The following is a 19667-nucleotide window of genomic DNA, read 5'->3' as shown; positions in this document are numbered from 1 at the left end:
GCGCCAGCATCGACAAGGCGCGCTGGCTGGCGGCGCTGGGCGGCGCCGGCAATGTGTGCAAGATCGAGGCGGTGGCTGGCAGCCGGCTGCGGGTGGAAGTGGCCGACGCTGCGCTGGTGGACCAGGCCGCGCTGCTGCAGCTGGGCGCCAGCGGCGTTACGGCGGTGTCCTCCAGCCTGCTGCACGTGGTGCTGCAGGCCGATGCCGCGCCGTATGCCGCGGTTTTGCAAGGATGAGGCCGCTAAAATCGCAAACACTTGATGTAGCGTGTTGATTACAAGCGAAAATCAGAGGAAAGTGACAGCGCGGGATCGGAAACGGTCTGCGCTGTTTTTGTTTGGCGGGGCGCGCTGCCCCTGCCCGGCGGCGACAGGCCCCGTCCGCGGAATTCGCATTTTTCGGTGGCGATGTTTACTCCATCGAATCGTTCATTGAGCTGCCACAAGCTGACAAGGAGACTTCATCATGGCTATCAAAGTCGGTATCAACGGTTTCGGTCGTATCGGTCGCATGGTGTTCCGCGCCATCGCCAAGGATTTTCCCGAGCTGGAAGTGGTCGGCATCAACGATCTGCTCGACCCGGAATACCTGGCCTACATGTTGAAGTACGACTCGGTGCATGGCCGCTTCCAGGGCGATGTGAAGGTCGAGGGCGGCAGCCTGGTGGTCAATGGCAAGACCATCCGCCTGACCGCGGAGAAAGACCCGGCCGATCTGAAGTGGAACGAGGTCGACGCCGAGATCGTCATCGACTGCACCGGCTTCTTCCTGACCAAGGAAGGCTGCCAGAAGCACATCGACGCCGGCGCCAAGAAAGTGGTGCAGTCCGCGCCGTCCAAGGACGACACTCCGATGTTCGTCTACGGCGTCAACCATGACAAGTACGCCGGCGAAACCATCGTCTCCGCCGCTTCCTGCACCACCAACTGTCTGGCCCCGGTGGCCAAGGTGCTGCACGACAATTGGGGCATCAAGCGCGGCCTGATGAGCACCGTGCACGCCGCCACCGCCACCCAGAAGACCGTGGACGGCCCGTCGTCCAAAGACTGGCGCGGCGGCCGCGGCATCCTGGAAAACATCATCCCGTCGTCCACCGGCGCCGCCAAGGCCGTGGGCAAGGTGATTCCGGAGCTGAACAAGAAGCTGACCGGCATGGCCTTCCGCGTGCCGACTTCCGACGTGTCCGTGGTCGACCTGACCGTGGAACTGGAGAAGGAAGCCGACTACGCCGACATCTGCAAGGCGATGAAGGCCGCCGCCGAAGGCGAACTGAAGGGCGTGCTGGGCTACACCGATGAAAAAGTGGTGTCGACCGACTTCGTCGGCAACACCGCGCCGTCCACCTTCGACGCCGACGCCGGCATCGCGCTGGACAAGACCTTCATCAAGGTGGTGGCCTGGTACGACAACGAGTACGGCTACACCTGCAACATGCTGCGCTTCGTCAAGCACGTGGCAGGTTGAGCCGCGACGCTGTAAGGGAGAGTTGTTCTCTGTTCCGGCCGGCGCCCATCGGGGCCCCGGCCGTTTTTTCATTCGTCTTCGCTCAGCATCGGCATCCGCGGCGGAACCGGCGTGTCGATGATGATCGAGGTCTTGGTGTCGCCGAACTGCATCAGCCGCGCGATCAGCGCCTGCAGCGCCGGCATGGTGTCTACCGCCACCCGTATCATCAGGCCGCTGGTGCCGGTGATGGACGCGCACTCGATCACTTCCGGCGTATTGCGGATCTGCTCGATCACCAGGTAGTACTCCAAGTGCTTGACTGTCAATTCGATCAGGCAGGCGATGGGCAGGCCGATCCGGTTGGGATCGATGCGGGCATGGTAGCCGGTGACCACGCCGGATTGCTCCAGCTTGGCCACTCGGTCGGCCACCGCCGGCGCCGACAAGTTCACCCGCCGCGCCAGTTCGGCGAAGCTGATCCTGGCATTTTCGTGCAGCGCAGCGAGGATTTTTCGATCGAATCTATCCATGTTTCGAATCAAAGGAAATATGACGAAATAAAGATGGATAATAAAGCTAAATGTAGAAAAATCCTATTGTCGAGTGGTCAGTGCAGCGGTATTGCTACGTAAAATGCAGCCCGTATCTGGAACAAGCGGCACGTCCCGCCGTTTGCTCCGCTCCAAGATTGGTTGCGGATGAGCGAGTCGCTCGACCCCCTCATTTGAGACTGTCCTGGTGATCTCTTTGTCCCTGGTCTCTTGTCAGATCAATGTTTTTGACGACGACCATTCCGGGTCTGCCTGATAGGCAGGCCCGTTTTTTTTGGGGTCTGGCGCGAGAGGGCGGTTTACGGGAAAATCGCGGCGCGGGAACTTTCCAAGACATGTCATATTAGTGTCATCTGGCGTTTGTATGCTTGCCGCAAAATCAAACCCGAGGATAGCCACATGGCCGCCAACATTCTGCTTGTCGAAGACGAACCGGCGATTCAGGAGCTGATCGCCTTCAATCTGGCCCAGGCCGGCCATCATGTGCTGCGCGCGGGCACCGCCGAGGCGGCGCTGACGCTGGTGAGGAACGCCTTGCCCGACCTGGTGCTGCTGGACTGGATGTTGCCGGGAGCTAGCGGCATCGACGTCGCCAAGCGTCTGCGCGCCGACGAGCGCACCCGCCATATCCCCATCATCATGCTGACCGCCCGCTCCGACGAGCAGGACAAGGTAGCCGGCCTGGAAACCGGCGCCGACGACTACATCACCAAGCCGTTCTCGCCGCGCGAGCTCCTGGCACGCATCAAGGCCGTGCTGCGCCGCCGCGCGCCGCAGATGACCGACGACGCGGTCGATGTGCAGGGCTTGCGGCTGGACCCGGTGACCCACCGCGTCACCGGCAACGGCAGCGTGATCGAGCTTGGCCCCACCGAATTCCGCCTGCTGCACTTCTTCATGACCCATCCGGAGCGCGTCCACTCCCGCGCCCAGCTGCTGGACCAGGTGTGGGGCGACCACGTCTTCGTCGAGGAGCGCACGGTGGACGTGCACATCCGCCGCCTGCGCAGCGCGCTGGAGGGCACCGAGCACGACAGCCTGATCCAGACCGTGCGCGGCACCGGCTACCGCTTCTCCGTCCAGCAGTAATGCGAGAACTACTGCAACGCACCGCGCTGTGGCTGGCGGCCATCCTGATCGTCAGCGCCGGTTTCTGGGCGCTGTCGTCGGCGACCGACGCGCTGCTGGTGCTGGCCATTTCGCTGGGCGGCTGGCTGGCCTTCAACCTCTACCACATCGCGCTGCTGCTGCGCTGGTTGCGCCATCCGGTGCCCGAGCGGGTGCCGGACGGCTTCGGCGTCTGGCACTCGGTGTTCATGATCCTCTATCGCACCATGCGCAATCAGAGCCAGAGCAAGAAGAAGCTGACCCACGCGCTGGAGCGTTTCATCAACGCCGGCGAGGCGATGCCGGACGGCGTGGTGGTGCTGGACGAGCACGACCGCATCGAATGGGTGAACCCGATGGCGGTGGAGCATCTGGGCCTGGACCGCAAGCGCGACGTCGGCAACCAGATCCTCAACCTGATCCGCCAGCCTGCCTTCCACGCCTATATGAAGAACGCCAGCTTCAGCCAGCCGCTGACGCTGAGCTTCAGCCAGCCGCGCGAACTGGTGATCTCGCTGCAGCTGGTGCCGTTCGACTCCACCCGCAAGCTGCTGCTGACCCGCGACATCACCCAGCTGGAGCGGGTGCAGACCGTGCACCGCGATTTCGTCGCCAACGTCTCGCATGAGCTGCGCACGCCGCTGACCGTGGTCGGCGGCTTCCTGGAAACGCTGAACGACATGCCGGAAGTGGACGAGCGCACGCTGCGCCAGTTCCTGCCGATGATGATGGAGCAGTCGCGGCGGATGCAGAGCCTGGTGGAAGACCTGCTGGCGCTGTCCCGGCTGGAGAACAGCCCCAAGGCGGTCAGCTCCGAGCACGTGGACATGCAGATGATGCTGGACACGCTGATGGTGGAGGCCGAAGGGCTGTCCCAGGGCAGGCATCAGGTGAAGCTGGCGCGCTGCTGCGACGCCGGCCTCTGGGGCAGCGGCCAGGAGCTGCATTCGGCGTTCGGCAATCTGGTGTCCAACGCGGTGCGCTACACGCCTGAGGGCGGCAGCATCACCCTGTCCTGGCAGGACGAGGGCGAGCAGCTGCGTTTTTCCGTCGCCGACACTGGCATCGGCATCCCGCGCGAGCATATCCCGCGGCTGACCGAGCGCTTCTACCGCGTCGACCGCGGCCGCTCGCGCGGCAGTGGTGGCACCGGGCTGGGCCTAGCCATCGTCAAGCACGTGCTGGCCCGCCACCACGCCCGGCTGGAAATCAAGAGCGAGCCTGACAAAGGCAGCACCTTCAGCGCGGTGTTCCCGCGCGAGCGCCGCAACGACAGCCAGGCCGCCTGAGCCAGCGCAAATCGCCGCGCCTCTCCTCTTGGCGCGGCGGCGTTGCCGGGGTAGGATGGATTCTTTATCTCAAGCAATACCCGGACGCCTCACCATGAATCGTTTGCAAGCCATCCGTCCCTTCGGCCAGCGCATCTGGCTGGACAACCTGTCCCGTGAACTGATCGCCTCCGGCGAACTGGCCCGCCTGCTGGCCGACGACGGCATCGCCGGCGTGACGTCCAACCCGGCCATCTTCTACAAGGCGATCAGCGGCGACGCCAGCTACCAGGGCGAACTGGCCGTTTTGAAGCAGAACGCCGCCCTGTCGGCCGAGGCCCGCTACGAGAAGCTGGTGGTGGCCGACATCCAGGCCGCTTGCGACCTGCTGCTGCCGCAGTACGAAGCCAGCCAGGGCAACGACGGTTACGTCAGCCTGGAAGTGTCGCCCGAGCTGTCGCGCGACGAGGCCGGCACCCTGGCCGCCGCGCGCCGCCTGTGGGCCGAGATCGGCCGCGCCAACGCGATGATCAAGATCCCCGCCACCGCCGAAGGCATCCGCGCGTTCCAGACGCTGACCCGCGAAGGCGTCAACGTCAACATCACGCTGCTGTTCTCGCTGCCGCAGGTGGAAGCGGTCTGGGACGCCTACATCGCCGGCCTGTCCGCTCGCCTGGCCGACGGCCAGCCGGTGGCCGGCGTCAAGGCCGTGGCCAGCTTCTTCCTGTCGCGCGTCGACAGCCTGCTGGATCCGCAAGTGGCCGAGCCGCATCAGGGCAAGGTGGCGATCGCGCTGTCCAAGGCTGCGTATGCCCGCTATCAGGAGCGCTTCCACGGCGAAGAGTTCGCCAAGCTGCGCGCCGCCGGCGCCCGTCCGCAATTCTTGCTGTGGGCGTCCACCGGCACCAAGAACCCGGCTTACCGCGACGTGCTGTACGTGGAGAGCCTGATCGGCGACGAAACCGTCAACACCGTGCCGGATGCGACCATGGCCGCCTTCCGCGACCACGGCGACGCCGCGCTGACGCTGCCGCAGAACATGGATGAAGCCAAGGCGCTGCTGGCCGCGGTGGAAGCCGCCGGCATCGACTTGGCCGCGGTCGGCGAGAAGCTGCAGCAAGATGGTTTGAAGTTGTTCGAGGATGCTTTCGCCCAGTTGCTGAAGCTGACCGCCTGAGCGGACCGCCGAGTCAAAGGGTGAAGACAGCGACGGGCTGCCGGCGGAAGCGGGCAGCCCGTTTCGCTTGCAGAGGCGGGTTTAGCCACTCTGGCGGCGCCTGGCCATATTGGCGCCGGCCTGGCGCAGCTCTTCGGCGCTGAGCGCGTTGGCCGCGGCGGGGAACAGCCATTCTTCCTCGGTTGCCGCGTGCTCGCGGTACTGGCGGGCGAATTCCTGCAGCTCGGTCCTGCTGATCTGGCGGATGCGTCCGTCGCGCAGCGCGACCAGGTCGTCGCGAATGGCGTTCCAGCAGGAATGCAGATAGCCGTGTTCGGCCGATAGCTGCTCCAGCCGCGAGGCCGCGGTGGGGAGGCGCTCTTCCAACAGAGGGAACAGCTCTTCCTCTTCGTCGGTATGATGGGCGGGGCCGGCGACGTCGAAGTAGCGGACCACGTCGTCTATGGTGTTGCGCGCGGCGTCGTCGACGCCGTGCTCCTCGATATAGGGCGGCAGCTTGTCCAGTTGATCGCAGAAACGGCGGATCTTGTCGTGACAGGCCTGCAGCATTTCCAGCGGTTGTTCGAAGCTGGGCGCGGTGGCGGCTTTGCCCAAGGTGTCGAGTGTGAGCATGAAGATGGTCTCCTGCGTGGGTTCTGGCATGATTGTGCCGCCATGCCAGGGCCGTGGACATGATGCGCCTCAAGCGGTGAGCGACGCTTTTCCGCCCGCGCGACGCGCGACGCAAGTTCTTGATACCGCTTTGCGCGATGGAACACAAGCCGGAATTGTACGAGATGATCCGATCCGAAGATGACGGAGAGATGAAATGGAGTTGCCGTTCGAAGTGACGGAATTGGCCCGCGGCGACGCGGCGCTGGCGCGGCGTGCCCTGCGGCTGCAGCTGGACGCGCACAGGCTGGAGGTGGAGTGGCTGAATTATCCAGCCCTGCCGGTGATGTGGACGGACCTGGCGGCGTTGCATTCTTGCCGGGACCGGATTCTGGCGGCCTTCGAAGGGGATGAGCTGCGCGGCTTGTTGGTGACGTCCCGGGGCTCCGATGGGGGCATGCACATCGAACGCACGGTGGTGGATCCGGCGCATTTGCAGCAGGGCTGGGGTTATCGGTTGCTGAACCGCGCGCTGCAGGGCGAAGACCGCGTCAGCGTGGATACCGCCGAGGTCAACCAGGCGGCCATCGCGCTGTACCACAAGGCCGGTTTCGTGCTGGAGCAGCGTTGGAACACCACCGACGGGCTGGCGCTGTGGCGGCTGGTTTACCGGCCGTCCGCGGCGCCGGCGCTGGCGCTGGGCGCGGACGGCTGGATGCAGGGCGCCCAGCAGCTGCCGTCGCCGAACTGCGACGAACGCAGCCCAGGCTGCGCGCCAGAGCTGTTGGTGATCCACAATATCAGCCTGCCGCCTTACCGCTACGGCGGCGCCGGCGTCGAGCAGCTGTTTTCCAACCGGTTGGACCCGGATGAGCACCCCTATTACCAAGGCGTGCACCAGCTGCGGGTGTCATCGCATTTCTTCATCCGGCGCGATGGCCGCCTGCTGCAGTTCGTGCCGGTGGGCAAGCGCGCCTGGCATGCCGGCGTTTCCAGCTGGAGGGGGCGCGAGAAGTGCAATGACTTCTCCATCGGCGTGGAGATGGAAGGTTGCGATTTCGAGCCTTTCAGCGAGGCGCAGTACCGCACGCTGGCGGCGTTGTCGCGCGAGCTGCGGCGCGCGTTGCCGCTGTCCGCCATCGCCGGCCACGAGCATATCGCGCCCGGGCGCAAGACAGACCCTGGCCCTTGGTTCGACTGGCGCCGCGCCCAGGACGACAGCGGGCTGGGGTTCTGAGCCGCTATTTCAGCGTCAGGTAGGGGCGGGGGTGGTCGTCGAAGGCCAGATCCTCGCCCGGCAGCGCGAACAACGCGTAGCTGAAACCGAGATAGAACGCCGTCTCGTCGCTCAGCCGCGAGATGGCGTCCAGATTGCCCAGCAACTCGCGGAACGGCAGGTCCACCCGGGCGTCGCCGTCGGCGAGGAAACCGACGCTGCGTTCGAACACCACATGTTGCGGCCGGAAGTCGCCGGAGACGGCGACGTCGGAGAAGTCGTACTGCGCCAAGAGGGCGGGGCGCTTGCGCGCCACCTTGCCGGCCAGCACGCCGGCTAACAGGATTTCATCCCGCGGCAGCCCCAGCAGGCATTGCAAGCGGATCACCCGGTCCAGCGGCACAAGGTAAGTCTTAGCGGTGTTGACCAGTCGTATCGTGATCGCGTCGGCGTCGATGTCCTCTATGGTGAGGGCGCTCACAACACCTCCAGGATCAGAGAGGCTTTGGCTTCCAGTTCGCTGCGCTCCAACTGCGGGCTGGAGCGCGCGCTCAGCGTGCTGCCGACCCGGGTGGTGGCTTTTCCGTCCGTCAGCAGCGCGGTGCGGATCATGGTGCCGAGCTCCGCTTCGTCGGCGCACAGATAGCCGAAGGCGCCGGCGTACCAGCGGCGGCTTTCATGTTCCGCGATCAATCGAGCAGCCGAGTCCACCGGCGTGCCGATGACGGTGGCCGGCCATAGGTGGTCGCAGATCGCGTCGGCAAGGGTCTTGCCCGGCTTCAGCCGCGCGCTGACGCTGGCCGAGGTGTGGAATACATTGGCGAAGCGCTCCACTTCCCGTTCGACGTCGATGCGGATGTCCTCGCAGCTTGCTTTTTTGGCCTGTATGTCGGCCTTCACGCATTCCTCCAGCTCGAACCTGTCCTTGTCCGACGCCAGCAGCTTTTCCACTTGCGCTTGATCTTCGGCCTCGCCGCGGCCGCGCGCGACGGTGCCGCAAATGGGGCTGGTGGAGAGCCGGCCGTCGCGCAGGCGCAGGAACATCGCCGGCGAGGAGCCGGCCAGCTGGAAGTCGCCGCCGTCGAAATACAGGTTGTAAGGCGCGGGATTGCGCGCCAGCAGGTCCTGGTGGATCTGGTAGCCGTCGCGCGGGCAGGGACGCTGGATCGCATAGCTGGGATTGACCGAGCGCAGGCCGCCGTCGGCGATGCGCCGGCTGGCGATGGCGTACATCCGCTCGTAGGGCAGGCCGCTGCCGGCGGCGAAATCCTCCGCGTCCAGCAGCGGGCCCAGCGCCAGCGGCCAGGTTTCGCCGCCGGCAGCGGCCGGGTCCTGCAGCAGGTCGATGGCGGCGCCGTTTTCGCTCAGCCGTTCCGGCAGGTGGAACACGCCCAGCAGGCCGGCGTCCAGGCCCAGCTTGGCGTGGATCAATTCATAGCAGAAAAAGCCGTACAGGCCGAAGCGCGGATCCGCGTCGAAGCAGGCGGGGATGTCCAGCAGCCGCTGCAGCCGGGATGCCAGCGGCGCGGCGGGGTCGAGAGGCAGCCGGAGCGCGCTGGGCGCGGCGGCGTCCGCATCGCCAAGCCGCGGTGCCAGCGCCTCGGCGATGCGGACGCCGTTGCGGCTGCGCGGGACGAGCAGAACGCGGTCGGCGAAGAACAGCGCGCTGAGCGCGGCGCGTTCGATGGCGCGGCTGTGCAGCGCGTATTTGCCGCTGTAGTCGTAGTTGCAGCGCAGCGCGAACAGCGGCGGGCGGGCGCTTACGGACGGCGCCTCGACGGAGTGCAGCCTGATTTTGTTCATACTTGCAGATACCGGGAAGAAAATTTGACTTTGCGGCCGCCGGAAACGCCCTCGCTCCAGGCTTGGTAGCGGTACAGCAGCAGCACGATGTATTGCGAGATCCAGGACAGGACCACGGTGGACGAGAACTTGAACATCAGGCTGAAGGCGAAGATCTTCAGGATGGTGGCGAAGGGGAAGACGCCGTAGAAGGCGATCATGAAGCAGATGGCGGTGTACACCACCTCGCCTACCACCGACGAAAAAATGTCGCGGATGAAGTACAGCCGGCTCGACCACAGGTTCTTCAGGTACAGCAGGAAGCGCGTGTTGAACTGGCTGCCGATCAAGCAACCGATCGCGAACGAGATCGAGCCGCGCACGATGTGTTCGCTGATCAGCACATAGCTCTGGTTCAGCGCCTCGCAATGTCCGCGGTCGGCCAGCGGCAGTAGGCCGCAGTCGCGCTGAGATTGGCTGAGCGCGGTGAAGGAGACGGCGAACAGGATCTCGGCCAGACAGGTGGCGAACAGGATCTGGTTGGAGCGCTTCTTGCCGTAGACCTCGGCGATCGGGTTGAGCAGCATCAGGATGATGGGCATGGTGAAGGTGCCCAGGCTGGCCTCGGTGCCGAACACCTGCACCACCTTGTATGAGGTTAGATTGGAGGCGATCGCCGAAATCAGGATCAGGAAGGACAGGATCACGATGGGATCAATGCAGGCCAGCATGCGGCCAGCCAAGTTTTTGAGCAGTTTCATGCGTTTTTCCGGAAAAGAATGCCCGCTACCACGCCGATGGCGGCATGGCCGTTGTCTTCCAGGCTGAGCGCGCCGTGGTCGGGATACGCCAGGCGGCCGTGCTTGGGGTGGTCGGTTTGCAACAGCACCACCGCGCGGCGGGGGAATACGCGTTGGCGGAACAGTGCCTGGTCTATGGCCAGCATCGTGTCGTCCAGCGCGGGCTCCAGCAGGATGAATTCGTCCCAGAGGGGCTGTCTGCCTTCTCTCAACCCGCTCAATTGGTCGAAACCGGTGATGACCGGCGCCATCCTGGGGGGCTCGCCGCCACCCAGATTGATGTCCAGCGCATGTCCAATCGCGTGGGCGTTGCTGAATGTCAGCTCACGGTCTTCAAACAGGCCGCGGTGCAGCGTGGACTGCTTGATACCGGTAATGCGCGCCAGTTCGCTGATCGATAGTTTGCGGTCCCGGATTCTGCGCAGCGCGTTGAGCTTGAATTCATGCAATACAGAGTGGGGTTTGAAAAGATTCTTTGCCTGCATTTCGGATTTTCCAATTGGTCCTTATTCAAATATTTTAAGTTTTGATATATTTATTCAAGAATAAATACCAAAAGGCGTTTAACGTTTTTCTGGAAAAAGACCAGGTGGCTGTGCTAGATTTGAGTTCTTATGATCTATGTCATATCTGGATTATTAGTTGTTGTTTTGAAAGAGATAAATCTGGACAGTTCTAGAAAGTTTTTCCAGGGTTTTCCGTAGAATGAAATCGTTCCTTTTTTGCCTTGGAGTAGGAACCATTTTGGTTTGAAAATGCCAGGATTATTTAGTCCGTCCAGGCGGGGCCATTTTAGTCTTTGAGATTTTATGCTGTTGAAATTGTTTTGATCAATGATCAAGTCGAAATAATTGCTGGGCGCAGGGATGACAGGGATGAAATCAGTGACGGCGGGATGGTTGCGCGGCGGCATCGGCCGCCGCGGGAGGGAGAGGCGATGAGAGGCGCATTCATACAAACGGTGTCGGGACGCTATCTGAACGTGCTGGATCCCCAGCCGGACGACATCGACATCGCCGACATCGCCCATCATCTGGCGCATGTCTGCCGCTTCGGCGGTGCCTGCCGCCAGTTTTACAGCGAGGCCGAGCATGCGGTCAGGATGGCGGATCTGCTGCCGCCGCGGCTGAAGTTGGCGGGCTTGCTGTATGGCGCGGCCAAGGCGTACGCCGGCGAGGTGGTGAGGCCCGACATTCAGGACCGCCCGCCGCTGCAGCACCGGCTGACCGCGGCGGTGGAGGCGCGCTTCGGCCTGCACCTGTCCGGCGACGATCGGGCAGAGCTGGCGATGGCCGACGCCCGCCTGCTGGCGACCGAGCGGCGCGACCTGATGCCGCCGGACAATATCGACTGGCCCATCCTGACTGGGGTGCAGCCGCTGCCGGAGCGCATCTGGCCGATGACCATCGCCCAGGGGCTGGCCAGTTTTTGCGCGATGTACGAGCAGTGCCGGGCCTGGTCGTCATCGGCGCAGATCCGGCTGCGACAGCCTGCGGCGCGCTGACGCGCCGGGAAATAAAAAAGCGCGCCGTCGAGGCGCGCTTTTTTCTTGGGCGAAACCGGCGCTACAGCTCGACCTGGGCGCCTAGCTCCACCACGCGGTTGGTGGGCACTTGGAAGAAGTCGGTGGCGCGCAACGCGTTCTTGCTCATCCACACGAATACCTTCTCGCGCCAGCGGGCCATGCCGGGATGGTCGGTGGAGACGATGGTTTCGCGCGACAGGAAGAACGAGGTGTCCATCAGCTCCATCTGGAAGCCTTCCTTGGCGCACATATCCAGCACTTCCAGCACGTTCGGGTCTTCCTTGAAGCCGTAGCGGGCCATCACCCGCCAGAACGACGCCGACATCTGCACGATTTCCAGCCGCTCCTCCTCCGCCACATAGGGCACGTCCTCGGTGCGCACCGTCATCAGCACGACGCGCTCATGCAGCACTTTGTTGTGCTTCAGATTGTGCAGCAGCGCGTGCGGCACGCCGTGCAGGGTACTGGTCAGGAATACCGCGGTGCCTTCCACCCGCGCCGGCGGATAGGCTTCCAGATTGTGGATGAAGTCGTCCAGCGGCAGCGCCTGTTCGCGCAGGCGCTTGAACAGGATGTCGCGGCCCTGTTTCCAGGTGCTCATCAGCGTGAAGATGACCATGCCCATCACCAGCGGCAGCCAGCCGCCGTCGGCCACTTTATGGATGTTGGCGGCGAAGAAGGCGGTGTCGATCACGCCGAACAGCAGGGTGATGCCCAGGGCCAGCGGCAGCGGCCAGCGCCAGTTCACGCGCGCGACGACGAAGAACAGCGCGGTGGTGATCAGCATGGTGCCGGTGACGGCGATGCCGTAGGCGGCGGCCAGGCTGGACGAGGTCTTGAAGGTGAGCACCACCACCAGCACCGCGACCAGCAGCGCCCAGTTGATGAAGGGCATGTAGATCTGGCCGATCTCCTTCTCCGAGGTGTGGTTCACCTCCAGGCGCGGGCAGTAGCCCAGCAGGATGGCCTGGCGCGTCAGCGAGTAGGCGCCGGAGATCACCGCCTGCGACGCGATCACCGTGGCCAGCGTCGCCAGCGCGATCATCGGCAGCAGCGCCCAGTCCGGTGCCAGCAGGAAGAAGGGGTTCTTGATCGCGGCCGGGTTGCTCATCAGCAGCGCGCCCTGGCCGAAATAGTTCAGCCCCAGGCCGGGCAGCACCAAGCTGAACCAGGCGCGGCGGATCGGCGTTTTGCCGAAGTGGCCCATGTCGGCGTACAGCGCTTCGGCGCCGGTCAGCGCCAGCACCACCGAGCCCAGCGTCAGGAAGGCGTGGAAGCCGTTCTGGCTGACGAAGGTGACTGCGTGCCACGGGTTCAGCGCCTGCAGCACCGCCGGCTGCTGGATGATCTGGTGCAGGCCGAGGATGCCGAGGATGGCGAACCAGATCATCATCACCGGGCCGAACATCAGGCCGACCCTGGCGGTGCCGTGGCGCTGCAGCAGGAACAGGCCCACCAGCACGCCGACCGCCATCGGCAGCACATAGGCTTCCATGCCGGGGGAGAGGACTTCCATGCCTTCTGCAGCGGACAGCACCGACACCGCAGGGGTGATGATGGCGTCGCCGTAGAACAGCGCGGCGCCGAACAGGCCCAGCATCACGATCTTCCAGCGCGCGGCATGGGTGGTGTAATGGCGGGCCAGCGCCATCAGCGCCATGATGCCCCCTTCGCCGCGGTTGTCGGCGCGCAGCACGAAGGCCACGTATTTGATCGACACCACGAATATCAGCGACCAGAAGATAAGCGACAGAATGCCGAAGATGTTGTCGGGCGTGGTGGGGAGGTTCTGGCTGACGAAACACTCGCGCAAGGTGTACAGCGGGCTGGTGCCGATGTCGCCGTAAACTACGCCGAGCGCGGCCAGGGTCAGGCCCGCCATCGCCTGTTTATTGTGATCCTGCATAAGCTTCCATTACGGTTGGACGCCGCCGCCGGAGGAGGCGCGGCGGCGAGGGGCCGGGTTGTTCATGGCTGGATGCCCTCTCATTGTCGACGACATGGGCAAAATAAAAAAGCCGTAAACCCCGGCAGCGCGCAGGTTACTCCAGAGCGGCGGGGCCGCCAAGTACAGCGCGGCGGGCTGTGCGCAGGATTGTTGTACTGCAACAACTGGCGAAAACCGCGAGTCCGACCGGGCGGCGCTTGGCCGGGGGGCGGGGACGACGCTACAATCGTCTACATTTAGCCGAATTTTCAAGGACGCACCATGCGCGCATCGCAGTTTTTCATTTCCACCCAGAAAGAGGCCCCCGCCGACGCCGACATCGTCAGCCAGAAGCTGATGCTGCGCGCCGGCTTCATCCGCAAGCAGGCCGCCGGCATCTATTCCTGGATGCCGATGGGCCTGCGCGTGGTGCGCAAGGTCGAGACCATCATCCGCGAGGAAATGAACCGCGCCGGCGGCATCGAGGTGAGCCTGCCGGTGGTGCAGCCGGCCGAGCTGTGGCAGGAAACCGGCCGCTGGGACGCGATGGGCGCCGAGCTGCTGCGCTTCAAGGACCGCCATGAGCGCGATTTCGCGCTGCAGCCGACCGCGGAGGAGGTAATCACCGACATCGCCCGCCGCGAGCTGCGCAGCTACCGCGCGCTGCCGAAGAACTTCTACCAGATCCAGACCAAGTTCCGCGACGAGCGCCGTCCGCGCTTCGGCGTGATGCGCGGCCGCGAGTTCACCATGAAGGACGCGTACTCGTTCGACCGCAGCGCTGAGGACGCCCTCAAGAGCTACGACAATATGTATGCCGCCTACCGCAGCATCTTCGACCGCCTGGGCTTGACCTACCGCGCGGTGGCTGCCGACACCGGCGCCATCGGCGGCGATCGCTCGCACGAATTCCAGGTGATTGCCGACACCGGCGAGGACGCCATCGTCTACTGCCCGAACTCCGAATACGCGGCCAACATCGAGCTGGCCGAGGCCGTGGCCCCGGCCGGCGAGCGCGCCGCCGCATCGGCGGCGCTGACCAAAGTGCACACGCCCAAGGTCAAGACCATCGCCGAGCTGGTGGACTTCCTCAAGATCGACATCAAGCAAACCGTCAAGGCGGTGGTGGTGGAGGGCGCAGAGGACGAGGCGGTGCTGATGATGGTGCGCGGCGACCACGAGCTGAACGAGGTGAAGGCGCAGAAGATCGCCGGCATCAAGAACCCGCTGACCTTCGCCAGCCCGGCCGCCATCCGCGCCGCTTTCGGCGCCAATCCCGGCTCGCTGGGCCCGGTGGGCTTCAAGGGCCGCGTGATCGCCGACCGCACCGTGGCCAAGATGGCCGACTTCGTCATCGGCGCCAACGAGGATGACCAGCACTACACCGGCGCCAACTTCGGCCGCGATTGCGCCGAGCCGGAAGTGTTCGACATCCGCAACGTGGTGGAAGGCGACCCGTCGCCGGACGGCCAGGGCGCGCTGGCGATCCAGCGCGGCATCGAGGTCGGCCACGTGTTCTACCTGGGCACCAAGTATTCCGCCGCGATGAACGCCACCTTCCTGGACGAAGACGGCAAGCCGAAACCGTTCGAGATGGGTTGCTACGGCATCGGCGTGACCCGCATCCTGGGCGCCGCCATCGAGCAGAACTACGACGACAAGGGCATGATCTGGCCCGATTCCATCGCCCCGTTCGCGGTGGCGGTGTGCCCGGTGGGCTACGACCGCTCCGAAGCGGTGAAGGAAGCCGCCGACAAGCTGCACGCCGAACTGCTGGCCAAGGGCGTGGACGCCATCCTCGACGACCGCGGCGAGCGCCCGGGCGCGATGTTCGCCGACTGGGAGCTGATCGGCGCGCCGCACCGCGTCACCATCGGCGACCGCGGCCTGAAGGAAGGCAAGGTCGAGTACCAGCACCGCCGCGACAGCGAAGCCACCGCCGTCGCCGCCGATGCTATTCTGGAGCATGTCCTCTCCAAGCTGGCCTGATGAAGACGCGCCTCCTTTTTCTACTGCCGTTCTGCCTTGTGCTGGCGCATGCGCCGGCATGGGCCGGCGCGCAGAAGGAGGAGGCGCTGTCGGCCAACGTCGCCTCGGCGATGAGCCGCTCGATCTCCGACGTCAACGCGCCCCGGCTGGTGTTCGACGACCCGCGGCAGGGCCAGGCCTGGCTGGCGGAGATGTCGACGCGGCTGCAGAAGAAGATTCCCGATGCCTGGATGCGCGAGCGCCTGCTTACCGCCATCCAGTATGAATCCACCCGCGCCGGGCTCGATCCGCAGTTGGTGCTGGGCCTGATCCAGGTGGAAAGCGGCTTCAACAAGTACGCGATCTCCGGCGCCGGCGCGCGCGGCCTGATGCAGGTGATGCCGTTCTGGCCGCGCCACATCGGCACGCCGCAGCATAATCTGTTCGACCTCAGCACCAATCTGCGCTACGGCTGCACCATCCTGCGCCACTATCTCGACATCGAGCGCGGCGATCTGTACCGCGCGCTGGGCCGCTACAACGGCAGCCTGGGCAAGCCGGACTACCCCGATCTGGTGGTCGGCGCCTGGAAGCGCCGCTGGGCGTGGACCGCGCCGCCATCATTGAAGATGGCCGGCGACAGCCTTCCGCGCCCCCGCTGATCCGCGCTATGCTGCCGGTGGACTGACTCCTTCCGGCCGCCATGTTCTCCCTTCCCCGCACCGCCACCGCGCCGTTCTGCCCATCCGAGGTCAACGGCAGCGTGCGCATAGACCCGAACGCTTCCTTCGGCCAGCGCTTGCGCCGCTTCGCCGGCCCCGGCTTGCTGGTCGCCGTCGGCTATATGGACCCGGGCAACTGGGCGACCGACATCGAGGCCGGCTCGCGCTTCGGCTATCAGCTGCTGTGGGTGGTGATGCTGTCCGGCGTCGCCGCGATGCTGCTGCAGATGCTGGCGGCGCGGCTGGGGCTGGTGACCGGTATGGATCTGGCGCAGGCCAGCGCCGCGCGCTACGGCCGCGCCGGCCGCTTGCTCCACTGGCTGAGCGCCGAAGTGTCCATCATCGCCTGCGACGTCGCCGAAGTGCTGGGCTGCGCCTTGGCGTTCAAGCTGCTGTTCGGCGTGCCGCTGCTGTGGGGCGTGGGGTTGACCGCGTTCGACACGCTAATCGTGCTGGGGCTGAAGGGGCGTGGCTTCCGCCAGCTGGAGGCCATCGTGCTGGGGCTGATCGCCACCATCACGCTGTGCTTCCTGGCGCAGTTGGCGCTGTTGGACACCCATTGGCCGGCGGTGGCGGCGGGCCTGGCGCCCAGCTTGCCGGCGCAGGGCATGGACAAAGCTGTGGTGCTGGCGCTGGGCATCGTCGGCGCCACCATCATGCCGCACAACCTCTATCTGCACTCGTCGGTGGTGCAGACCCGGCGGGTGGACGGCGGCGGGGACGGCGCGCTGTGGCAGACGCTGCTGCTGTGCCGGATCGACACCATAGGCTCGCTGTTGCTGGCGATGCTGGTCAACGGCGCCATCTTGGTGCTGGCGGGCAGCGCCTTTCACGCCGCGGGCCATATCGCGGTGGCCGACATCGCCGACGCGCACGAGCTGATCCGTCCGCTGGCCGGCTCGCTGGCGGCGCTGCTGTTCGGCGTCGCGCTGCTGGCGGCCGGGCAGAGCGCCACCTTGACCGGCACCGTCGCCGGCCAGGTGATCATGGATGGCTTCCTCAAGATCCGCATCCCCTGCTACCAGCGGCGGCTGATCACCCGCGCGCTGGCCCTGCTGCCGGCGGCGGCCGGCATCGCGTGGCTGGGCGAGCAGGCGGTGGGGCCGCTGCTGGTGTGGAGCCAGGTGGTGTTGAGCCTGCAACTGCCGCTGGCGATGTGGCCGTTGCTGCGGATGACGGGGGATGAAACGTTGATGGGCGCGCACGCCGCGCCGCGCTGGGTAGTCGTCTGCGGCTGGGGATTGTTCTGGCTGATATTGGCCGCCAATTGCGCGCTGCTTTTCGGCTGAGCGGCTGGAAAACGCTCGATGCGGCGTTGCGCCTCCTTGTCGTGCAACGGGCACTGTCTGCGTCGGCGCGCCTTGCCTCGGGCGTTTCCCAGCAGCTCAGGGGAAAGGCCGTTGCGGGATTGCGCCTCTTTGTCGTGCGACGGGCAAAACAAAGGCCGCCCGGGGGCGGCCTGTTCAGCGATCAGTCTTCCTGCGCCTGCAGCATCTTTTTCAGCAAGCGGGACAGGGTCTGGCGCTCATCGGCGTCCAGCATCTCGATCAGCTCGGCCTCGGCGGCAAGGTGGTGGCCGGCGGCGTCTTCGATCACCTGCAGGCCCTTGGGCGTCAGCGTGACGATCACGCCGCGGCGGTCGTCGGGATCGGGAGAGCGGCTGACCAGGGCGGCTTCTTCCAGCCGGTTGATGCGGTTGGTCAGCGCGCCGGAGGAGATCAGCACCATGCCTTGCAGCTGGTTGGGCGACAGCTGGTAGGGTTCGCCGCCGCGGCGCAGCGCCGCCAGCACGTCGAATTCGCCTACATTGAGATTATGGCGGGCCAAATCCTGCAATACCCGGCGGGTGATGAAGTACTCCATCCGCACAATGCGGCCGATGACCTGGGTGGCTGAGGTGTCCAGGTCGGGGCGGACTTCGTTCCAAAGGGCGACGATGCGGTCAATCTGGTCGGGTGCGTGCTGCATGCTGCGGGTTCCTGAGCAAAGGTAAATGCGGCAAATCCGGTCGGGCGCAAGAGTATCACGACTTAAAAATATACTATCTTCATCTAAAGACAATTGCCGCGCATCAGGCACTGGCCGTTTATCCAGGGCGAACTTGCTTCGGGGAGGGAACGAAGCTATATTTACACATAAAGATTCTTTATATGAAGATAATTGTCGGGCTCAGCAATCTCTGCCCGGCGCGAAGGCCGCACAGCGCGGCGGGAGCAGAGTGTGAAAACAGCGGTACGCGGCGATGTGCTGACTTTCCGGGGCAATCCGTTCTGGGAGGCCGAGCGCGACAGCCTGGTGTTCCAGCGCGACGCGCTGGTGGTGATGGAAAACGGACGCATCGCGGCCTGGGGCCCGGCGGATGAGCTGTTGCCGTCGCTGCCGCCGGACGCGCGGATAGAGCACTATCCCGACCACCTGATCCTACCGGGCTTCATCGATTGCCACGTCCATTATCCGCAAACCGAGATGATGGCCGCCTTCGGCGAACAGTTGCTGGACTGGTTGAACCATTACACCTTCGTCACCGAGCAAGGCTTTGGCGACGCGGACCACGCGCGCGAAGTGGCGCGGGTGTTTCTCGGCGAACAGCTGCGCAACGGCGTCACCACCGGCTGCGTGTTCGGCACCGTCCACGCGGCGTCGGTGGACGCGTTGTTCGAAGAGGCATCGCGCCACGATCTGCGCATCCTGGCCGGCAAGGTGTGCATGGACCGCAACGCGCCGGCCGCGCTGCTGGACACGCCGCTGACCGCGTACGAGGAGTCGCGCGCGCTGATCGAACGCTGGCACGGCAAGGGGCGCGCCGAGTACGTGATCACGCCGCGCTTCGCGCCGACCTCCAGCCACGGCCAGCTGGAAATGCTGGGGGCGCTGGCGGCGGAGTTTCCCGATATCGCCATCCAATCGCATATTTCCGAGAACCTGGACGAGATCGCCTGGGTTCGCCAGCTGTTCCCCAGCTGCCGCGATTACGCCGGCGTCTACCAGCGCTACGGCCTGCTGCGGCCGCGCGCGATCTACGGCCACGGGGTGCATCTGTCTGATGCGGAGCTGGAAATGCTGCATGACAGCGGCGCCTCGCTGGCGCATTGCCCGACGTCCAATTTCTTTCTCGGTTCCGGCAGCCTGAACCTGCGCCGCTGCGTCGAGGCGGAGAAACCGGTCAAGTTGGGGCTGGGCACCGATCTGGGCGCCGGCACCAGTTTCTCGATGCTGCAGACGATGAACGCCGCCTACATGGCGTCGCAGACCCATGGCAAGCCGCTGACCGCGGCCCAGGCTTTCTATCTGGCCACCCGCGGCGGCGCGGAGGCGCTGGGCATCGCGGACAAGGTGGGCGGCATCGAAGCCGGCATGGAGGCCGATCTGGCGGTGTTGGACCTGCGCTCCACCCCGCTGCTGGACTTCCGCATGCGCCATGTCCGCGACCTGTCCGAGGCGCTGTTCGTGCAGATGATGCTGGGCGACGATCGCGCGGTCGCCGCCACCTATGCCGCGGGCAAGCGGGTATACCGCAAGTCCGGGCGTTCCGCCTGAGTGGCGGCGGGTGAATCCGCTTGCTGTGGATAACTCCGGTTTATTTCCAT

Annotated in this window: 19 protein-coding genes and 1 pseudogene; 12 read left to right on the top strand and 8 right to left on the bottom strand. The window is 65.0% G+C overall.

Going from position 1 to position 19667, the window contains the following annotated elements:
• Positions 1-236: PTS transporter subunit EIIB (locus LQR33_RS11255; protein WP_231468948.1), on the top strand; the 236-nt coding region annotated here is incomplete at its 5' end.
• A gap of 229 nt (positions 237-465) precedes the next feature.
• Positions 466-1464, top strand: a complete 999-nt coding sequence (gap, locus tag LQR33_RS11250) for a type I glyceraldehyde-3-phosphate dehydrogenase (RefSeq protein ID WP_166439513.1) — start codon at positions 466-468, stop codon at positions 1462-1464.
• Between the two features lie 68 nt (positions 1465-1532).
• Here the strand turns inward: gap and LQR33_RS11245 are convergent, their stop codons facing one another.
• Positions 1533-1976 (bottom strand): Lrp/AsnC family transcriptional regulator, encoded by a 444-nt coding sequence (locus tag LQR33_RS11245; protein ID WP_166439514.1) that lies wholly within the window; start codon positions 1974-1976, stop codon positions 1533-1535.
• A 420-nt stretch (positions 1977-2396) separates the two neighbouring features.
• On the opposite strand from LQR33_RS11245, the gene phoB reads away from it, so the two are divergent.
• The 3 genes from phoB to tal all read left to right on the top strand — a co-directional run bounded on the left by phoB (position 2397) and on the right by tal (position 5549).
• Positions 2397-3086, top strand: coding sequence for a phosphate regulon transcriptional regulator PhoB (gene phoB / locus LQR33_RS11240; protein WP_021475523.1), 690 nt, complete (start codon positions 2397-2399; stop codon positions 3084-3086).
• Positions 3086-4393, top strand: a complete 1308-nt coding sequence (phoR, locus tag LQR33_RS11235) for a phosphate regulon sensor histidine kinase PhoR (RefSeq protein ID WP_166439515.1) — start codon at positions 3086-3088, stop codon at positions 4391-4393. Before phoB ends, phoR begins: the two co-directional genes overlap by 1 nt.
• A 94-nt stretch (positions 4394-4487) precedes the next feature.
• Positions 4488-5549 carry a transaldolase gene (tal, locus tag LQR33_RS11230; RefSeq protein ID WP_021475525.1) on the top strand — a complete coding sequence of 354 codons (1062 nt, stop codon included), beginning with the start codon at positions 4488-4490 and terminating at the stop codon, positions 5547-5549.
• An 81-nt stretch (positions 5550-5630) separates the two neighbouring features.
• Here tal and LQR33_RS11225 read toward each other — a convergent pair whose 3' ends face one another.
• Entirely contained in the window at positions 5631-6161 is a 531-nt protein-coding gene (locus LQR33_RS11225; protein WP_231468946.1) for a hemerythrin domain-containing protein, read from the bottom strand.
• Between the two features lie 196 nt (positions 6162-6357).
• Here LQR33_RS11225 and LQR33_RS11220 point away from each other — a divergent pair.
• Positions 6358-6777 (top strand): annotated as a pseudogene (locus LQR33_RS11220) (GNAT family N-acetyltransferase); the annotation flags it as partial.
• 54 nt (positions 6778-6831) lie between these two features.
• On the top strand, positions 6832-7377 hold the full coding sequence (gene ampD, locus LQR33_RS11215) for a 1,6-anhydro-N-acetylmuramyl-L-alanine amidase AmpD (RefSeq protein ID WP_260454673.1): 546 nt from the start codon (positions 6832-6834) through the stop codon (positions 7375-7377).
• A 4-nt stretch (positions 7378-7381) separates the two neighbouring features.
• Here the strand turns inward: ampD and LQR33_RS11210 are convergent, their stop codons facing one another.
• Genes LQR33_RS11210 through LQR33_RS11195 form a run of 4 tightly spaced genes read right to left on the bottom strand, consistent with a single transcriptional unit; the run spans position 7382 to position 10423 of the window.
• Positions 7382-7837, bottom strand: a complete 456-nt coding sequence (locus LQR33_RS11210; protein ID WP_166439519.1) for a hypothetical protein — start codon at positions 7835-7837, stop codon at positions 7382-7384.
• Positions 7834-9159, bottom strand: coding sequence for a chorismate-binding protein (locus tag LQR33_RS11205; RefSeq protein ID WP_231468944.1), 1326 nt, complete (start codon positions 9157-9159; stop codon positions 7834-7836). Before LQR33_RS11205 ends, LQR33_RS11210 begins: the two co-directional genes overlap by 4 nt.
• Positions 9156-9899 carry a queuosine precursor transporter gene (locus LQR33_RS11200; protein ID WP_231176750.1) on the bottom strand — a complete coding sequence of 248 codons (744 nt, stop codon included), beginning with the start codon at positions 9897-9899 and terminating at the stop codon, positions 9156-9158. Before LQR33_RS11200 ends, LQR33_RS11205 begins: the two co-directional genes overlap by 4 nt.
• Complete coding sequence (locus tag LQR33_RS11195; RefSeq protein WP_166439522.1) at positions 9896-10423, bottom strand: helix-turn-helix domain-containing protein; 528 nt, start codon at positions 10421-10423, stop codon at positions 9896-9898. Before LQR33_RS11195 ends, LQR33_RS11200 begins: the two co-directional genes overlap by 4 nt.
• 452 nt (positions 10424-10875) lie before the next feature.
• On the opposite strand from LQR33_RS11195, the gene LQR33_RS11190 reads away from it, so the two are divergent.
• Positions 10876-11442: a phosphohydrolase gene (locus LQR33_RS11190; RefSeq protein ID WP_166439523.1), complete on the top strand. Its 567-nt coding sequence runs from the start codon at positions 10876-10878 to the stop codon at positions 11440-11442.
• 61 nt (positions 11443-11503) lie between these two features.
• Here LQR33_RS11190 and kup read toward each other — a convergent pair whose 3' ends face one another.
• Positions 11504-13369 (bottom strand): low affinity potassium transporter Kup, encoded by a 1866-nt coding sequence (gene kup / locus LQR33_RS11185; protein WP_021475534.1) that lies wholly within the window; start codon positions 13367-13369, stop codon positions 11504-11506.
• 303 nt (positions 13370-13672) lie between these two features.
• Here kup and LQR33_RS11180 point away from each other — a divergent pair, with 303 nt between their 5' ends.
• The 3 genes from LQR33_RS11180 to LQR33_RS11170 are packed head-to-tail and all read left to right on the top strand — an operon-like array spanning position 13673 to position 17369.
• Positions 13673-15379, top strand: coding sequence for a proline--tRNA ligase (locus LQR33_RS11180; protein ID WP_221668488.1), 1707 nt, complete (start codon positions 13673-13675; stop codon positions 15377-15379).
• The gene (locus tag LQR33_RS11175) at positions 15379-16020 is read left to right on the top strand and encodes a lytic transglycosylase domain-containing protein (protein ID WP_166439525.1); all 642 of its coding nucleotides are present in this window, start codon (positions 15379-15381) and stop codon (positions 16018-16020) included. The genes LQR33_RS11180 and LQR33_RS11175 overlap by 1 nt, the downstream gene beginning before the upstream one ends.
• 41 nt (positions 16021-16061) lie before the next feature.
• Positions 16062-17369, top strand: a complete 1308-nt coding sequence (locus LQR33_RS11170; protein WP_221668487.1) for an Nramp family divalent metal transporter — start codon at positions 16062-16064, stop codon at positions 17367-17369.
• A gap of 181 nt (positions 17370-17550) precedes the next feature.
• Here LQR33_RS11170 and LQR33_RS11165 read toward each other — a convergent pair whose 3' ends face one another.
• Positions 17551-18048 (bottom strand): MarR family winged helix-turn-helix transcriptional regulator, encoded by a 498-nt coding sequence (locus LQR33_RS11165; RefSeq protein WP_021475538.1) that lies wholly within the window; start codon positions 18046-18048, stop codon positions 17551-17553.
• A gap of 252 nt (positions 18049-18300) precedes the next feature.
• Here LQR33_RS11165 and guaD point away from each other — a divergent pair, with 252 nt between their 5' ends.
• On the top strand, positions 18301-19617 hold the full coding sequence (guaD, locus tag LQR33_RS11160) for a guanine deaminase (protein WP_221663745.1): 1317 nt from the start codon (positions 18301-18303) through the stop codon (positions 19615-19617).
• Positions 19618-19667 lie beyond the last annotated feature (50 nt).

This window comes from Chromobacterium piscinae, assembly GCF_021129175.1.
GTDB lineage: Bacteria > Pseudomonadota > Gammaproteobacteria > Burkholderiales > Chromobacteriaceae > Chromobacterium > Chromobacterium piscinae.
This window is presented reverse-complemented; position numbering and strand designations above follow the sequence as displayed.

What these genes read in the sequence shown, in the direction of transcription:
- LQR33_RS11205 (WP_231468944.1), bottom strand. Translation starts at nt 9,159, where the DNA reads ATGAACAAAATCAGGCTGCACTCCGTCGAGGCGCCGTCCGTAAGCGCC.
- phoB (WP_021475523.1), top strand. Translation starts at nt 2,397, where the DNA reads ATGGCCGCCAACATTCTGCTTGTCGAAGACGAACCGGCGATTCAGGAG.
- kup (WP_021475534.1), bottom strand. Translation starts at nt 13,369, where the DNA reads ATGCAGGATCACAATAAACAGGCGATGGCGGGCCTGACCCTGGCCGCG.
- LQR33_RS11165 (WP_021475538.1), bottom strand. Translation starts at nt 18,048, where the DNA reads ATGCAGCACGCACCCGACCAGATTGACCGCATCGTCGCCCTTTGGAAC.
- LQR33_RS11225 (WP_231468946.1), bottom strand. Translation starts at nt 6,161, where the DNA reads ATGCTCACACTCGACACCTTGGGCAAAGCCGCCACCGCGCCCAGCTTC.
- LQR33_RS11190 (WP_166439523.1), top strand. Translation starts at nt 10,876, where the DNA reads ATGAGAGGCGCATTCATACAAACGGTGTCGGGACGCTATCTGAACGTG.
- LQR33_RS11180 (WP_221668488.1), top strand. Translation starts at nt 13,673, where the DNA reads ATGCGCGCATCGCAGTTTTTCATTTCCACCCAGAAAGAGGCCCCCGCC.
- LQR33_RS11195 (WP_166439522.1), bottom strand. Translation starts at nt 10,423, where the DNA reads ATGCAGGCAAAGAATCTTTTCAAACCCCACTCTGTATTGCATGAATTC.
- LQR33_RS11170 (WP_221668487.1), top strand. Translation starts at nt 16,062, where the DNA reads ATGTTCTCCCTTCCCCGCACCGCCACCGCGCCGTTCTGCCCATCCGAG.
- LQR33_RS11245 (WP_166439514.1), bottom strand. Translation starts at nt 1,976, where the DNA reads ATGGATAGATTCGATCGAAAAATCCTCGCTGCGCTGCACGAAAATGCC.
- tal (WP_021475525.1), top strand. Translation starts at nt 4,488, where the DNA reads ATGAATCGTTTGCAAGCCATCCGTCCCTTCGGCCAGCGCATCTGGCTG.
- phoR (WP_166439515.1), top strand. Translation starts at nt 3,086, where the DNA reads ATGCGAGAACTACTGCAACGCACCGCGCTGTGGCTGGCGGCCATCCTG.
- LQR33_RS11175 (WP_166439525.1), top strand. Translation starts at nt 15,379, where the DNA reads ATGAAGACGCGCCTCCTTTTTCTACTGCCGTTCTGCCTTGTGCTGGCG.
- gap (WP_166439513.1), top strand. Translation starts at nt 466, where the DNA reads ATGGCTATCAAAGTCGGTATCAACGGTTTCGGTCGTATCGGTCGCATG.
- LQR33_RS11200 (WP_231176750.1), bottom strand. Translation starts at nt 9,899, where the DNA reads ATGAAACTGCTCAAAAACTTGGCTGGCCGCATGCTGGCCTGCATTGAT.